Raw genomic sequence first — 16629 nt, 5'->3', positions numbered from 1 at the left:
TTGTACGACGGCGGCGCGGACGACACGAGCGAACCCCTCCCCAGCACGACCAACTCCAAGATCATCCCACGCCGGTCAGCCAACGTGACAATGCCGTTCGGCCAGGTGCCGCCCTTGTGCGGTTGGACGTGGCGATGGCCGACCCTCGGCGGTGGACGCGCGGGGCGCCCGTCCCGCTCGCCATATGCCGGACAAGGCATCCTTTGTCGGTCGTGCCGGCCGTGTCGTCCCGGTGCGATCAGGGGAATTTGAGTGTCATGCGAGGGAAGGGCAAGGTCAAGAACGCGCCAAAATTGATCCTTGACTCGAACTTCACGGGACTGTTAGAACATGTGGCGGAAAACAAGGGGGTTTCCGCATAAGGCGGTGAGAGCAGGTCGGGGGGCTGCCTCAGGTATTTCTGTCGGAGGATTCGGACGTGGGCCCTGCGTGCCTGCGTATCAGCAGCCGAGCTTATTGTCGGCGTCGGATTGAGTGTCTGAATTCGGCCTGCCCGCTTGTCATGTCAGCGTAGTGATCCATCGGCGCTTCTTCTTCTTGCACGGCCATACGGGTAATCGGCGTGTACAACACGCCTGCCCGTGCACTTCTCTGCCTACAGGCCAACAGAACGGTGCGGTTTCGTGAAAGCATATCTAGCCATTTTGCGCCTCAGGGACTACAGATTGCTCTGGTCGGCCCTGGTGCTAAATCTCCTGGGGGACGGCGCCACCTATGCCGCGCTCGCCTGGATCACGCTCGAAAAGTCCGGCGCGGCCGGTCTGGGCGTGCTGGGCGTATGTCTCACCCTCCCCGTGATCGTGGGAGGCGCGTTCGTCGGACCACTGCTCGACCGGTTCTCCCGGCGCATGCTTTTCATCTCCGACTCGGTCTTCCGCGGTTTCGTCGTCGCGCTCGTCCCGCTGCTGGAGCTGGCCGGCGCGCTGCAGGTCTGGCACCTGTACGCGGTCGCGCTGGTCTACGGCCTGCTGAAGATCATCCCGCTGGCCGGCACCCCGGCGGTGCTGCCCGAACTGGTCCCCGAGGACAAGCTCCAGGCCGCCTCCGGACTGGAGGCCACCGCGATGGGTGCCGCCAACGTTGTCGGACCCGCTCTCGGCGCGGTGCTGATCACAGCGATCGGCGCGCAGAACGTCCTGTTCCTCGATGCCGCCACGTACTTCGCCTTCGCCCTGCTGATCAGCATGATCAAGGCGCCCCTCGCCCGTCCCGAGCCGACCGGCGACGCCCCCGCCGACAAACCCGGCTGGGGACCGGTCTTCAGGCTGGTCACCCGCGACCGCTTCCTGCTGGTGCTCACCCTCTCCTTCGGTGCCTTCAACGTCTCGGCGGGCGCCCTGGTGGTCGCGCTGCCCTGGCTGGCCAAGGACGAGTTCCACGGCGGCCCCGGCGTGCTCGGCCTGATGCTGGCCGTGATGGCGGTCGGCGAGCTGATCGGCTCCCTCGTCTCCGGGGCCGCGAAGACCTCCGAGAAGCAGATGCTCCGCATCGGCGTCCTGCAACTCCTGTCCGGGGCCGTGCTGTTCCTCCTGGTCCCCAAGGCGCTTCCGTTCATCCTGATCGGCCTGGTGCTCAACGGCATCCTGTCCGCACCCATGACGGTCCTCGGCGGTGTGGTCCGTATGACCCGCGTACCCAACGTCATGCGCGGCCGGGCGATGACACTGATGCGTACCGTCATGGCCGGTGCGCTGCCCGCCGGTTCCGCCCTCGGCGGCGTCCTGCTGAGCGGCGACCACTACAGCGCCCTCATCCTCGTCGTCGCCTCGCTCGCCGTCCTGCCCGGCGCCCTCACCCTGGTCCTGTTCCGCAACCACCCCTTCCGGCTGGGGGTGACAGCAGACCATGACCAGCTTGAGCAGCGGGACACCGACCCGGACGCCGACCCCGTCCCCGCCGGTTCCTGAACCCCGGCCCGACACATCGGGCGACGCCGTCCTCCTCGTCACCGACCACCCGCGCACCCGTGACGCCGCCGAAGCACCCTTCGTCTCGCTGCGCCTGCCGAACGCGGCCACACCGCACGACCTGGCGGCCTTCGCCGTACTCCTGCACCGCTACACCGGCCAGCGACGGCTGCTGATCGACGCCGACCTGAGCGAGAGCGGCTCCGGGTCCCTGACCCTCGCCATCGACCCGGACGAACCGGTCGCCGCCCTGATGGCCCGGACCGCCCACGCCGTGCCGCGCGGACGGCCCACGGGGACCGCCGTACGCTACGCGGACCATCCGGTGCCGGAAGGGACCGAGGAACTGGGTCTGACCCGCGACGGAGCCGATCTGCTCCTGGGGTACCGGACCTCGGTCTTCGACGAGCCGACCGCGCGGCGTCTCGGCGGCCATCTCCTGCGCGTCTCCGGCTTCCTCGGCCGGTGCCCGCAGGCACCGGTGCACGAGGCCGACCTGCTCGGCGACGAGGAACGGGCGCTCATCCTCGGTGTGTTCAACAACACGGCCAGGCCGTACCCGGACACCGCCACCATCCCAGCCCTGTTCGGCGAACAGGCCCGGCGCACGCCGCAGGCGACGGCCGTCACCGATCGCGCCGGGCGGCTGACCTACGGCGACCTCGACGCGGCCTCCGACCGGCTGGCCCGCGCCATCCGGGCGGTCGGGGCACGCCACGGGGAGCGGGTGGGCCTGCGCACCGGGCGCACCGCGGACCTCGTCGTCGGCGTGCTGGGCATCCTCAAGGCGGGCTGTGCCTACCTGCCGCTGGAGAGCGGCCACCCGGCCCGGCGCACCGAGTGGCTGCTCGCCGACTCGTCGGTGCGGGTCCTGGTCGCGTCGCCCGGCATGCCCGTGGACTTCGCCTTCGACGGTGCGGTGCTCGACCCCTCGGCCCCCGGCCCCGAGGCCCCGCGCCTCGTCCCCGAGGCCCCGGCCCCCGGCACGGACCAGGGATCGGCGGCCGACCTCGCGTACATCTGCTACACCTCCGGAACCACGGGGCAGCCCAAGGGCGTCGAGGTCACCCACCGCAATGTGGTGCGGCTCGTCAAGGGCACGGACTACGTCCGTTTCGGACCGAACCTCAGGGTCCTGCCCACCGGCTCCATCGCCTTCGACGCCAGCACCTTCGAGCTGTGGGCCCCGCTGCTGAACGGCGGCAGCGTGCACCTGGCGGACTCCGACGTCATCCTCGACGCCCGCGCCCTCGCGCGCGAGCTGAGCGCACACGACGTCACCACCCTGTGGCTGACCTCGCCGCTGTTCAACCAGCTCGTGGAACAGGACCCCACCGCGTTCCGCGGGCTGCGCGAACTCCTCGTCGGCGGTGACGCCCTGTCGTCCGTGCACATCGAGAAGGTCATGGCGGCCTGCCCCGGCGTCACCCTGGTCAACGGCTACGGCCCGACGGAGAACACCACGTTCTCGCTCACGCACCGGATAGGCCCCGACGACCTCGGGCGGATACCGATCGGGCGTCCGATCGCGCACTCGACCGCGTATGTCCTCGATGACCGGGGGCAGTTGTGCCCCGTCGGGGTGCCCGGAGAGTTGTGCCTGGGCGGAGACGGTGTCGCGCGCGGCTATCTGGGCCGGCCCGAGCTGACCGCCGAGCGCTTCGTCGAGGACGTGCTCTCCCCGGACGGCGGACGGCTGTACCGCAGCGGTGACCTGGCTCGCTGGCGCCCGGACGGGGTCGTCGAGTTCCTCGGCCGACGCGACCATCAGGTGAAGATACGCGGGTTCCGTATCGAACCGGCCGAGGTGGAGAAGGCCATGCTCGGCCACCCCGACGTGGCGGAGGCGATCGTGATCGCCCGCTCCCGTCCGGGCCGGGGGGACAAGTACCTCTGCGGCTACTACGCCGGGCCGCGGCCGCCCGCGCAGGAGGACCTGCGGGCTCATCTGGACCGGGCGCTCGCGCCGCACATGATCCCCGCGTACCTCGTCCCGCTCGACGCGCTGCCGCTGAACCACACCGGCAAGGTCGACCGTGCGAGTCTGCCCGACCCGGACGGCGGCTACCTGCCGCCGGACACCGCCTTCGTCCCGCCTGCGGACGACATCGAGCGGGCCCTGGTGGACCTCGCCGAACGGGCCCTGGGCATCGCCGGCATCGGGGTCGCCCGCGATCTGCGCGACCTCGGCGCCGACTCCCTCACCGCCACCCTGATCGCCGCCGGCGCCCGCGAGCGGCTCGGACGCGAGTGCCCGGTCAGCGCCGTACTGCGGTCCGGTACGCTCGCCCGGCTCGCCGCGCTGCTGCGGGAGAGCGCCGCCGCCACCGCACCGGCGATCGAGCCCGCGGCCGAGCGGGCGGCCTACCCCGTCACTCCGCAACAGCGCCAGCTCTACTTCGAGCAGCTCAAGGACGAGCGGGCGGTGCACTACAACGTGCCGCTCACCCTCGAACTCCCCGCCGGCACCGACCCGTTGCGGCTGGCCGACGCCCTGCGCCGACTGGGCCGCCGCCATGACGCGCTCCGCACCCGGTTCGCCGTGGCGGAGGACGGTCAGGTCACGCAGTACATCGACGCCGGCATCGAGCCGGAGGTCCGGGTGTACGACGGGGAACCAGGACCACTCGCCGGGTTCGTGCGGCCCTTTGACCTGGGTCGGGCGCCCCTGTGGCGGGCGGACGTGCACCGCACCCGGACCGCCGTGACCCTGCGCCTGGACCTGCACCACATCGTCGTCGACGGCTTCTCGCTGACCCCGCTGCTGGAGGACCTCGCGGCCCTGTACGCGGGCGACGAACCGGCGCCGCCCGCGCTCCAGTACCGCGACTACGCCGTCTGGCTGGCCGGACCCGCGGGAGGCGGCCTGCGGGAGTCCCAGGAACCCTACTGGCGGCGGCTGTTCGCCGCTCCGCCTGACCGGAGCGATCTGCCCACGGACCTGCCCCGGCCCCCACTGCGGACGCTCGCGGGCGACGCCGTCGTGTTCGACCTCGGCCCGGAGCGCACGGCGCGCCTCAGGGAGCTGGCCAGACAGCGGGAGGTCACCCTGTTCGCGGTGCTGGCCTCGGCGTACGGCATCCTGCTCGGCCGGCTCAAGGGCACGGCCGATGTCACGGTGGGCACACCCGTCTCGGGCCGCACGGCCCCCGGACTGCACCGGACGGTCGGCATGTTCGCGCAGACGGTCTGCCTGCGCGGTGACGCGGACCCCGCCCTGCCCTACGACACCTATCTGCGGCGTACCGCCCGCACCGCCGAGGATGCCTTCGCCCACCAGGACTTCCCCTTCGCCGACGTGGTCGCCCTGGCGGCGCCCGTACGCGACTACAGCCGTACCCCGCTGTTCGACGCGCTCATCGCCCTGCACAGCGGCCGCTATCTGTCGATGGACTTCCAGGGCGTCCGGGTGCCGCTGCGGCTGGAACAGACCGGGCAGGCCGTCTTCGACCTCAACATGCAGATCCACGAGGACACGGGCACCCTGCGGGTGGCCTGGGGCTATGCGTCCGGACTGTTCTGCCGGGACACGGTGGAGAGCTGGCGCGAGGACTTCACGGCCCTGCTCGACGCGATCACCGCCGAGCCATCGGCCGCACTCGGCGCGCTGTGTCGCGGCCGTCCCGCGTCCCCCGCACCGGTGGTTGTGGACGCCGGCCCCGACTTCGACTTCGACTTCGACTTCGACTTCTGACTCTCCGGGCGCCTGCCCCGACTTCGACCTCTGACCCGCCGGGCGCGCGCCCGGCCCTCTGACGCCGTCACCCCCACCGTGCCACGGGCGGCCCTTCGCGATCCGTCGATCACTCCATGTTCACGCCTGATCACACACCGCTTCGGCGCAGGAGACATTGCATGAAATCGCTCGACCACGAGCCAGCACTCGCCGCACCGCACGCGCAGGCCGACCACTGGCGATCCCAGCTGGCCTCGCTCACGGAGCCCTCCGGCTTCCTCGCCGACTTCCGGCCGCGGGCCGGCCGTACCGGGACCGAGGCGCGGACCGGCACTCACGCCCTCCGCCTCGGTACGGCCCTCACCGAACGGCTCGACCGAATCAGCCGCGGCAAGCCCGAGATGCTCCATGTCGTCCTCACCAGCGCGCTGGCCGCCCTGCTGTGCCGCCACACCGGCCAGGACGAGGTGGCGGTCGCCCAGCCGACGCGGGGAGCCGCGCCCGAGTTCGCGGGCGGTCCGCTGCTGGTGCGCGTGACGCCCGACGGGACCCTGCGCGAGCTGCTGACCCAGGTCTTCGCCGCCGTACACGAGGCCGAGCGGCACCAGGACTTCGCGGTGGCCGCCCTCGCCGCCGAACTGGGGCGTGCCGACGTCTTCGAGACCGCGCTGGAGCTGGCGGGGTTCCACGACCCCGGTTACGCCGCCCCCGGTGGCACCCGGTTCGTTGCCGCACGCGAGGACGGCGAACTGGTGGTGAGCCTCCATTACGACCGCCACCGCTTCGCCGAGGCGTCCATGCGGTGCGTCGGCGCCCAGTACGCGCTGCTGCTGGAGGGTGCCACGGCCGAGCCCGACCTGCCGGTGAACCGGATCGAGCTGCGTACCGCCGAGGACGACGCCGTCGTCGAGGCGAGCAATGACACCCGGCAGCCCTTCGACCAGGACGCCACCCTGCACGGCCTGTTCGCCGCCCAGGCGGCCCGCACCCCCGAAGCGCCGGCCCTCCTGACCGACGACACGACCGTCACCTTCGCCGAACTCGACGCCCGCTCGGACCGGTTGGCACACACCCTGCGCGAGCGCGGGATCGGCCCGGACGCCGTCGTCGCCCTGATCGCGGAGCGCTCGCCGGAGCTGATCACGGGCATCCTCGCCGTCCTGAAGGCGGGTGCCGCCTATCTGCCGGTCGACCCCGCCTACCCGCGCTCCCGCATCGACTACCTGCTCACCGACAGCTCCGCCCGCCTCGTCCTGCACCAGGCCCGCTTCGCCGACGCCGCCGGCGACACCCCGAGGATCGACCTGGACGACGAGGCGGCGTACGCGGGCGGCACCGGCCCCGTCGAACCGCCGGCCGGCGCCGGTGACCTCGCCTACGTCATCTACACCTCCGGGTCGACGGGGCGCCCCAAGGGTGTCCAGGTGGAACACCGCAGTGTCGTCAACCGGCTGCACTGGATGCAGCGCGCCTACCCCGTGGGCCCCGGCGACGTCCTGCTGCAGAAGACCTCCGTCTCCTTCGACGTCTCCGTCTGGGAGCTGTTCTGGTGGTCCTTCACCGGAGCCGCCCTCGCCCTGCCCGCCCCCGGCGCCGAGAAGGACCCGGCGGAGCTGCTGGCCGTGATCGACCGGCACCGGGTCACCACCGTGCACTTCGTGCCCTCGATGCTCACCATGTTCCTGGGACACCTCGCCCGGTTCGGCGACGGCACCGGACTCGGCACCCTGCGGCAGGTCTTCACCAGCGGCGAGGCGCTGAACCCGGCCCAGAGCGAGAAGTTCGCCGAACTCGTCCCCGGCGCCCGGCTGGTCAACCTCTACGGCCCCACCGAGGCGACGGTGGACGTGACCCACCAGCCGGTGGCCGGGCTCGGCGACCTGGCCCGGCTGCCGATCGGTCGGCCCATCGACAACATCCGGCTGTATGTGCTGGACGCCGAGGGACAGCAGACCGCCGTGGGCATCCCCGGCGAACTCCATGTGGCGGGCGTCGGCGTGGCACGCGGCTACCTCGGGCGGCCCGAACTGACCGCGGAGAAGTTCGTCACCGGCGAGGCGGTACGGGCCGCGACCGGCGAGGAGCGGCTGTACCGCACCGGGGACCGGGCCCGCCGGCTGCCCGACGGCACGATCGACTATCTGGGCCGGATCGACCTCCAGGTGAAGGTGCGCGGTTTCCGGGTGGAGCCGGGCGAGATCGAGGAGCGGCTGTGTGCCCACGACCGGGTGCGGGACGCCGCCGTCGTCGCCGTGGACGACGGATGGCAGACCTCGCTGCGCGGCTTTGTCGTCCTGGACGGCGAGGCGAGCGAGGCGGCGCTGAAGGAGCACATCCGCCAGGAGTTGCCGGAGTACATGGTTCCGGGCCGCGTCCTCGTGCTGGACGAGCTTCCGCTCACGCCCAACGGCAAACTGGACCGGGCGTTCCTGCGCAGCCCCGAAGCGCTGCGCAGGAAGGCGAGCGCCCATGTGGCGCCGCGTAACGAGCGCGAGGAGACCCTCGCCGGCATCTGGCGGGAGGTCCTCGGTGTCCCGCGGGTCGGTGTGCGCGACAACTTCTTCGCGTTGGGCGGCAACTCGATCCACTTCGTGTCCGTGCTCGCCAAGTCCCGTGCAAAGGGTCTGGACTTCACCTTCCAGCAGCTCTTCCGGCACCAGACCATCGCACAGCTCGTGGAGTCCATCGACGGCGGCGACCCGTCCGCGACCGTGGTGGCGGACGTGGCGGCCCGTGGCGCCTTCCAGCCGTTCGAGCTGATCTCCGAGGCGGACCGGGCCCTGCTGCCCGAGGACGCGGAGGACGCCTACCCGCTGTCGATGCTCCAGGCGGGCCTGATCTTCCAGACCGAGATCACCGGCGGTCTCGGCCAGTACCACGACGTGCTGAGCTACTCGATCACCGGTGCGTTCGACGCCGACGCGTTCACCGAGGCCGTACGGCGACTGACCGGCCGGCACCCGATCCTGCGCACCACCTATCACCTCACCGGCTACAGCAAGTTCCTCCAGATCGTGCACCGCGAGGTGCCGCCGCCGCTGACCGTCGACGACCTGCGCCACCTCGACGCGGACGGGCAGGAGGCCTGGCACGAGCGGTGGCTGGCCCGCGAGAAGTCCCGCTCGTTCGTGTGGGAGGAGGGCGGCCTGGTCACCCTGCATGTGCAGGTGCTCGGCGAGGAGCAGTACCGGTACACGGTCAGCCAGCACAACTCGGCGCTGGACGGCTGGTCCATCTCGCTGCTGCACACCCAGCTGTTCGAGCTGTACCACCTGATCCGTGAGGGCCGCGAGAGCTCCCGCCCGCCGGTCGACAACCATCTGCGCAACTTCGTCGGCCTGGAGCAGGAGGCGCTGCGTTCCGCACAGTCGCGGGACTTCTGGCGCCAGGTGATGGAGGACCCGCGGCCCGCCTCCGTGCCCCCCAGGCCCGGTGCCGGGCACACCGACGACTTCACCGTCGTCCTGCGTGACGTGCCGCTGCCCGAAGGCCTCGCCCAGCGCATAGAAGCCACCGCCGACGCCCTGTCGGTGCCCTTCAAGGACGTCCTGCTCGCCGCCCATATGAAGGTCCTCGGACTGGTCTCGGGCCAGGACGCGGTGATGACCGGGTACGAGCACAGCGGCCGGCCCGAGCTGCCCGGCGCGGAGACCACGCTCGGCCTGCATCTGAACACCGTCCCCTTCCAGGTGGCCCTGGCGGGCGGCAGCTGGGCGGACCTCGTGCGCCGGGTCTACAGTGCCGAGCTGGACCTGCTGCCCCATCGCCGCTACCCCATGGCGAAGATGAAGCAGGACCTCGCCACCCAGCGCACGCTGTTCGAGACCACCTTCAACTTCACGCACTTCTACCTGCTGAAGAACCTCAGGCAGCTGCCCGAGTTCTCCCTGCTGGGCATGCGCGTTGACTCGGAGACCGAGTTCCCCTTCCGTACGGAGTTCTCCCGCAACTTCTTCTCCGACGAGGTCGAACTCTGCCTGCACTACCACACCCACCTCTACGACGAGGAGCAGATCGACCGGATCGGCGGCTACTTCGTCCGCGTCCTGCAGTGGATGACGAGCGAGCCGGACGCGCCGCACGAGGCACGGCAGTTGCTCGCCGAGGAGGACGCGGCACTGCTGGGCCACACCGTCGCCGGACCCCGTACCGAGGTCGGCGCGACGGCTTCGGCCGTCGGCCCGGCCTCCGCGGCGACCCTCGCCCGCATCCGTACGGCCTGGGCGTCCGTCCTCGGCGTGCCGGACGAGGAGATCGGGGCCGACGCCGACTTCTTCGCCCTGGGCGGCAACTCGCTCTCCGCCCTGCGCGTGGTCCTGGAACTGGACGGCCTGGTCACCCTCTCCCACATGACCCGCGTGTCACGGCTGGCCGAGCTGGCCGCGTTCGTGGACACCCGCGAACAGGACGACGAGGAGGAACTGCTGCACCTGCTGTCGGCCACCGCCGAAGGAGCCCGCGCGGCGGTGATCTGCGTGCCGTACCCCTGCGGTCACCCCGTCAACTTCAAACCCCTCGCCGACGCCATCGGCGAGCTGACCGGCGAACTGGTCGTCTACGGCCTCGAACCGCCCGGGCACAACCCCAGCCGTCCCGGAGAGTTCACCGATGTCATCGACACGGTGGAGCGGACGGTGGCGGAGATCGACCGGAGGGCCGACCTGCCCCTGATCCTGTGGGGCCACTGCGGTGGCGCGGCGGTGACCGTCGAGCTGGCCCGGCTGCTGGAGGAGCGCGGCTTCGACCTGCGGCACGTCTTCATCGGCTCCAAACTGCTGCCGCCCGCCGCCGAGATGCGCGAGTCCGTCGAGATGATCGAGAGCTGGACCGACGACGAGATCATCCGCTACATGGTCGAGGAGACCGGCTACAGCGAACTGGACGGCCTCGATCCGCGGTACGCGTCCTTCACCGGAGATCTTTTCCGGCACGACGTGTGCGGGGGCTACCGCTACTTCATCGGCCTGACCGACAACGGGCCCGACTGGCGGATCGAGACCCCGGTCACCGTCGTCGTCGCCGACGACGACAAGGGACTGACCCACGCGGCCGAGGAGTTCCGCTGCTGGGAGCGCGTCGCCGACCACGTCGACTTCCACCGGCTGGCATCGGGCGGCCACTACTTCGTTCGCGGGAACCCCGCCGGGACGGGAGAACTCATCCGACGGGCCTGGGCGTCCGCCGCCGAACAGGAGAACTGACATGCAGATTCCCGTGCTGTGCTTCCCCTTCGCGGGTGCCGGTGCCTCCGCGTTCCGCCGCTGCCAGGAGTACGGCAGTGACACCATCCTCATCACGCCCGTCCAACTGCCGGGCCGGGAGGAGCGATTCGGCGAGGAGCCGTACACTGACGTCGTCGCGGCGGTGGACGACCTGCTGCCGTCTGTGCTGGACCAGGTGGCCGGCAGCCCGGCCGTGGCCCTCTTCGGGCACAGCCTCGGCGCCGTCCTCGCCTACGAGATGGCGCACCGCATCAGCGCGCTCGGCCGGCCCGAGGTGGTCAAGCTGTTCGTCAGCGGTTCCCCCGGCCCGTGGACGCAGCGGGAGACCCGCGCCACCGGCCTGAGCGACGAGGAGTTCCTGCGCCAGGTCCGCGACTTCGCCGGCTACTCCCACCCCGCGCTCGAACACCCGGATCTCCGGGAGATGCTGCTGCCGCCGTTGCGGGCCGACGTCGAGATGCACGAGAACTACCGGGCGCCCTCGGACAAGCCGCTGACGGTACCGGTGGTCTCCGTACGGGGCGCGAGCGACGAACTGGTCTCCCGCGAGGAGGCCGCCGAATGGGAAACCTCCACCACGGCCGGCTGCCGGCAGGTCGAACTGCTTGGCGGACACATGTACCTGGTGGACTCACCCGCCGACCTGGTCCGGCTCCTGGACGCCGAACTCGCGACGCCGGGGGAGGGCCGATGACCCCGGTGCTCTCCGCCGGCCCCCTCGCGGGCAAGGCGGCGATCGTCACGGGCGCAGCCCGCGGCATCGGCCGGGCGTGCGCGCTGGCCTACGCCCGAGCCGGGGCCGACCTGCTCCTCACCGACATCGGCCACGACCTGGACGGGGTGCCCTACCCGCTGGGCACCCCCAGCCAGTTGGCCCACACGGCTCGGCTGTGCCGGGAGCAGGGGCAGGGGATCACGGTCATCACCGCGGAGGCGGACGTCCGCGACCTGGACGCCGTGCGGAGGGTGACCGACAGCGCCCTGGACCGGTTCGGCCGGATCGATGTGCTGCTCAACAACGCCGGGATCGCCGCCCCTTCGGGCAAGACGGTGCACGACATCGCGCCCGACGAATGGGACCTGATGCTCGACATCGACGTCTCGGGTGCCTGGCGCATGATCCGGTCCGTGGGCGCCGCCATGACCGGCCGCCGCTCGGGCAGCGTCATCAACGTCGCCTCCACGGCCGGACTGGTCGGATACCGCCATTTCGCGGGCTATGTCACGGCGAAGCACGCCCTCGTCGGGCTGACCAAGGCGGCCGCCCTGGACCTCGCGCCGTTCGGGGTGCGGGTCAACGCCCTGTGCCCCGGCTCGGTCCGCGACGACGACGCGGCCGAGGGAACCATGCTGACCGAGATCGCCCGGTCCCTGGAGGTGCCGGTCGAGGAACACGAGGAGACCTTCGTGGCGGCCCAGCCCATGAACCGGCTGATCGAGCCGGAGGACGTCGCGGGGGCGGCCGTATGGCTCGGCTCGGACGACGCACGCCAGGTGACCGGTACGACCGTGACGGTCGACGGCGGATTCACCAGCCGGTGACGAGGGAGGAAGAGCGATGAGGAAGACCGATACGGACCGGCTGTGCCAGGCCGTCGCGCTCCGCGTGCACACCGGGGCCGACCCGCAACAGCTCGGCCGCGCGCTCGCACACGCCGCGGGCGGCGCCCGCCTGTGGGTGCAGGACGTGGTGGGCGACGCCGACAGCGAGGCCGCCGCCCTGCACCGGGAACGCGAACTGTCCCGCTCCGTGGACCCACACGTCGGCCCCGGCCTGCGAGCCGTGCTGCTGCGCTACACGGACGCGGTGGCCGACCTGGTCGTGGTCGCCCACCGCGCGGTCCTGGCCGACCCCTACCACCTCGTCCAGGCGGTCCTCGGCGACGCGGACGCGCCGGCCCCGGTGCCGACGGAGCACGGCGAGCGGCTGCGCGAGGCGGTGAACGCGCTCGACCGCACGGAGGCACCCGCATGGGGGCTCGGCACGGACGGTGACCCGAGCACCGGCCGGCACACCTTCACGGTGCCCGCAGACGGCGGCCTGCCCGCCGAACTCACCCTGCGGGCCGCGCTGGGCCTGGTGCTGGCCCGCTGCACCGGGCGCGACGAGGTGTGGATCGGGGTGGACGCGGAACACGCCCTCACCTTCACCGCCGACGGGTCGCTGACCGTCGCGCAGTACCTGGAACGTGTACGTCAGGCCGTCCCGGCACCCGGCCCCGCCCCCGTGGTCGGCCTGTTCACCACCGACGCGCCCGAGGCACTCACCGGCGAGGGAGTGAAGGCGGAGACCATCGACGTCCGCCCTTTCCTCACCCCCCTGCACCACCTGTCGGTGCACTTCACCGACGACGGCTCCACGGTCCTCGCCGGGACCTGCCGCTACCGGCGCTCCGCCTTCGACGACGACGCGGTGCGCTGGCTCACCGGCATGCTGGCCACCGCCCACCGCTCCTTGGTGGCGGCCGATCCCGGCACCCCGCTGGCCGGCCTCGCTCTGCTCGACGACTCCCAACGCCACGCTCTGGCCCGGCTGGGAGGCCTGGGGCGCACGGTCCACGTGTCCGACGACCGGATCGAGCAGACCGTGAGCGGCTGGGCGCGGCAACGCCCGGACGCACCCGCCGTCACCTTCGAGGACCGGACGCTGACCTACCGGCAGCTCGATCAGGAGTCCGCCGGATACGCCGCCGGACTGCGGAACCTGGGCGTGCGGGCCGGCGACCGGGTCGGCGTCTGCCTGGAGCGCTCACTCGATCTGGTGGTGGTGCTGCTCGCCGTGCTCAAGGCGGGCGCCACCTACGTCCCGATGGACCCCGCCCTTCCGCAGGAACGACTTGCCTACACCACCCAGGACGCCGAACTGCGCCTGGTGGTGACCGAGTCCGGGGAGTTCCCGCGCGGCGAGGACGTCCGGCTCGTGCCGCCCTCGGCCCTCGCCTCGACGCAGCAGCCGGACGACGCGGCGGCGCCGCCGTCCGCCGGCGCCCCGGCCTACGTCATCTACACCTCGGGTTCCACCGGCCGTCCCAAGGGTGTCGGAGTAGCGCACCGCAACGTCGCCGCGCTGCTCGCCGCCACCAAGGACGATTTCGGGCTCGGCACCGATGACGTGTGGACGCTCTTCCACTCCAGCGCGTTCGACTTCTCGGTGTGGGAGATCTGGGGCTGCCTCATGACAGGCGGCCGGCTGGTCGTCGTACCGTACTGGGCCTCGCGGGACCCCCGGCAGTTCGCCGCGCTGCTCGCCGACGAGCGGGTCACCGTGCTCAGCCAGACGCCGAGTGCCTTCGCGCAGTTGACGCAGGTGGACCGGGAGGAGCGGATCTCCGGCTCGGTGCGCCTCGTGGTCTTCGGCGGCGAACCCCTGGACACCCGTCCCCTCAGGTTCTGGCTGGACCGCCACCCGGAGCAGGAGTGCCGCCTCGTCAACATGTTCGGCATCACCGAGACCACCGTGCACGTCACCGCGCAGACCGTCACCCGGCGTGAGGCGCTCACCGGCTCCCGGTCCGTGGGCCGCCCCCTGCCCGGCTGGCATGTGTACGTCCTCGACCCCGAGGGCCGCGAGCTGCCGCCCGGTGTGCCGGGCGAGATCTACGTCGGGGGCCAGGGCGTGGCCGGACGGTACCTCAACCGTCCGGAGCTGACCGGGCAGCGCTTCCTGCCCGACCCGCACGCACCGGAACCGATGTACCGCAGCGGCGACCGCGGGCGACTGCTGCCCGACGGCCGGCTGGAACATCTCGGCCGACTCGACAACCAGGTGAAGCTGCGCGGCTTCCGTATCGAACTGGACGAGATCCGCGCCCGGTTGCTCGACGCGCCGGCCGTCGATGCGGCGGCTGTGGTGCTCCGCGAGGGCGCCGACGGGGACACGGCAGGGGCCCGGCTGGACGGCTATGTCGTCTTCCGCGCCGACGGCACCGCCACCGGTGACCTCCAGGAGGTACGCCGGCACGCGGCCCGCTTCCTGCCCGACCACATGGTGCCGTCCACGCTCACCGAGCTGTCGGCACTGCCGCTGACCCCCAACGGCAAGGTGGACACCGCCCGGCTGCCCCTGCCGCTCGCGGACGAGGCCGCCGGTGCGCCCGAGACCGTCGGTGACGACCTGCCCTCACGTCTGCGCGCGGTATGGGAGAAGCTCTTCGGCTTCCGGGTCGGCCCGGACGACGACTTCTTCGCGCTCGGCGGCAACTCCCTGCTCGGCGTGCGCCTGCTGGCGGCGATGCGGGAGCAGGGCCTGCCCACGTTCCCGCTGCCCCAGCTGTATCTGCACCGCACGGTGACTGCCCTCAGCGCGGTCCTGGAAGCGCCGGAGGCACGCGCGTGACCCTGCTGCTGATCGGTGCCGGATCGCAGGCCTACCGCGGGTACCTGCTCCGCTCCGTGGCCGAGGAGTACGACGTCCACCTGCTCGCCGACCGGGCGCCGACCTGGGAGGCACCGTTTCTGCGCGGGCACACCGTGGTGGACACCGCGGATGTCACGGCGTTGCGCGAAGCGGCCCGAGCGCTCTCCTGCGAGGGCGTGCTGACCTGGGACGACACTCGGGTCGTGCAGACCGCCCGGTTGGCGGAGGCGCTCGGGCTGCCGGGCGCGGGACCTGAGGCGGCCCTGTGCTGCCGGGACAAGCGGGCCACTCGGGAGGCCCTGGCCCGCGCCGGGGTGCCGCAGGCCGGGTCGGTCCTGGTGACGTCGCTGCCGCAGGCGCGCGCCGTAGCCGCGCGGGTGGGCTATCCGCTGGTGCTCAAACCACGCGCGCTGAACGCCAGCACCGGAGTGGTGAAGGTCGAGTCGGCGGATGCGCTGGCCCGTGCCTTCCGGCTCGCCCGGGCGGCCACCGCACCGGGAGCGGTGGAGGTGGCGCCCGGCGACGTTCTGGTGGAGGAGTACCTGGACGGCCCCGAGATCAGTGTGGACGCCGCCTGGCACGAGGGCCGTATGACACCGGCGTTCGTGGCCCGCAAGGAATGCGGATTCCCGCCGTACTTCGAGGAGACCGGCCATCTCGTCGACGGCCGGGACCCACTCCTGTCGGACCCGCAGGTGCTGGAGACGGTCCAGGCGGCACACACCGCGGTGGGCTTCACCACGGGCTGGACCCATACCGAGCTGCGGCTCACCGCCGACGGCCCGAAGGTCGTCGAGATCAACGCCCGCATCGGCGGCGACCGCATCCCCGACATCGGACGGCTCGCCCTCGGCGTCGACGCGGCACGCACCGCCGCGCAGGTGGCCTGCGGGCGCCGACCGGATCTGACGGTACGCCATCATCAGGTTGCCGCCGTGCGGTTCCTGTACCCGGAGGCGGACTGCATCGCGCGCGAGGTGCGCCTCGAACCGGGCGCGCTGCCCGACTCGGTGGACTCGGCGGTGGCGATCGCGCTGCCGGGCCAGGAACTCAGACTGCCCCCGGCCGGTCATGTGTCCAGCCGGTACGCGCTGATCACCGTGGCGGCGGAGAGCGAGCAGCAGTGCCGCGCCGATCTGGACAAGGCTTCCGAGGCCGTCCGGCTGGAGGTGCTGCGGACCCTGTGAGGCCGGCGTAAGGACCGGGCGGGACGACGCCGGGAAGCCCCCGCGGCCGTCCCGGCGTTCCGCCCGGCACAGGTGGTGCGGTCTCCGACCTTGAGGCGCGAGTGACCTACGGGTTGCTCGGGAGGCCGTTATTCACCGCCGTGACGAAGGTACTCCAGCGGTCGGCGGCGAACGAGAGGTTCGGGCCGTGGGGCACCTTGCTGTCGCGTACGGGGACGACGGCGGCGCGGTCGTCGTTGACCTCGATGCAGGCGCCGCCGTCGGAGTTGCTGTAGCTGCT

Annotated in this window: 7 protein-coding genes and 1 pseudogene; 7 read left to right on the top strand and 1 reads right to left on the bottom strand. The window is 71.7% G+C overall.

The genetic code is table 11. The annotated features are described in order from the left end of the window. The first annotated feature begins 623 nt into the window (after positions 1 to 623). The 7 genes from ACZ68L_RS42900 to ACZ68L_RS42870 all read left to right on the top strand — a co-directional run bounded on the left by ACZ68L_RS42900 (position 624) and on the right by ACZ68L_RS42870 (position 16349). Complete coding sequence (locus tag ACZ68L_RS42900; protein ID WP_469589312.1) at positions 624 to 1907, top strand: MFS transporter; 1284 nt, start codon at positions 624 to 626, stop codon at positions 1905 to 1907. Further along, complete coding sequence (locus ACZ68L_RS42895) at positions 1846 to 5601, top strand: amino acid adenylation domain-containing protein (RefSeq protein WP_469589309.1); 3756 nt, start codon at positions 1846 to 1848, stop codon at positions 5599 to 5601. The genes ACZ68L_RS42900 and ACZ68L_RS42895 overlap by 62 nt, the downstream gene beginning before the upstream one ends. Positions 5602 to 5762: 161 nt before the next feature. Beyond that, entirely contained in the window at positions 5763 to 10784 is a 5022-nt protein-coding gene (locus ACZ68L_RS42890; protein ID WP_469589307.1) for an amino acid adenylation domain-containing protein, read from the top strand. 1 nt (position 10785) lies between these two features. After that, on the top strand, positions 10786 to 11499 hold the full coding sequence (locus ACZ68L_RS42885) for a thioesterase II family protein (protein ID WP_469589304.1): 714 nt from the start codon (positions 10786 to 10788) through the stop codon (positions 11497 to 11499). After that, on the top strand, positions 11496 to 12347 hold the full coding sequence (locus ACZ68L_RS42880) for an SDR family oxidoreductase (RefSeq protein ID WP_469589301.1): 852 nt from the start codon (positions 11496 to 11498) through the stop codon (positions 12345 to 12347). Before ACZ68L_RS42885 ends, ACZ68L_RS42880 begins: the two co-directional genes overlap by 4 nt. A gap of 16 nt (positions 12348 to 12363) precedes the next feature. Continuing rightward, a complete protein-coding gene (locus ACZ68L_RS42875; RefSeq protein ID WP_469589298.1) occupies positions 12364 to 15141 on the top strand; it encodes a non-ribosomal peptide synthetase in 2778 nt (925 codons plus the stop codon). Continuing rightward, positions 15138 to 16349, top strand: a complete 1212-nt coding sequence (locus ACZ68L_RS42870; RefSeq protein WP_469589296.1) for an ATP-grasp domain-containing protein — start codon at positions 15138 to 15140, stop codon at positions 16347 to 16349. Before ACZ68L_RS42875 ends, ACZ68L_RS42870 begins: the two co-directional genes overlap by 4 nt. Before the next feature lie 106 nt (positions 16350 to 16455). Here the strand turns inward: ACZ68L_RS42870 and ACZ68L_RS42865 are convergent. Further along, positions 16456 to 16623 (bottom strand): annotated as a pseudogene (locus ACZ68L_RS42865) (DUF397 domain-containing protein); the annotation flags it as partial. Between the last annotated feature and the right edge of the window lie 6 nt (positions 16624 to 16629).

Source organism: Streptomyces sp. NPDC104309, from assembly GCF_055584025.1.
This window is presented reverse-complemented; position numbering and strand designations above follow the sequence as displayed.

What these genes read in the sequence shown, in the direction of transcription:
- ACZ68L_RS42895 (WP_469589309.1), top strand. Translation starts at nt 1,846, where the DNA reads ATGACCAGCTTGAGCAGCGGGACACCGACCCGGACGCCGACCCCGTCC.
- ACZ68L_RS42890 (WP_469589307.1), top strand. Translation starts at nt 5,763, where the DNA reads ATGAAATCGCTCGACCACGAGCCAGCACTCGCCGCACCGCACGCGCAG.
- ACZ68L_RS42885 (WP_469589304.1), top strand. Translation starts at nt 10,786, where the DNA reads ATGCAGATTCCCGTGCTGTGCTTCCCCTTCGCGGGTGCCGGTGCCTCC.
- ACZ68L_RS42880 (WP_469589301.1), top strand. Translation starts at nt 11,496, where the DNA reads ATGACCCCGGTGCTCTCCGCCGGCCCCCTCGCGGGCAAGGCGGCGATC.
- ACZ68L_RS42875 (WP_469589298.1), top strand. Translation starts at nt 12,364, where the DNA reads ATGAGGAAGACCGATACGGACCGGCTGTGCCAGGCCGTCGCGCTCCGC.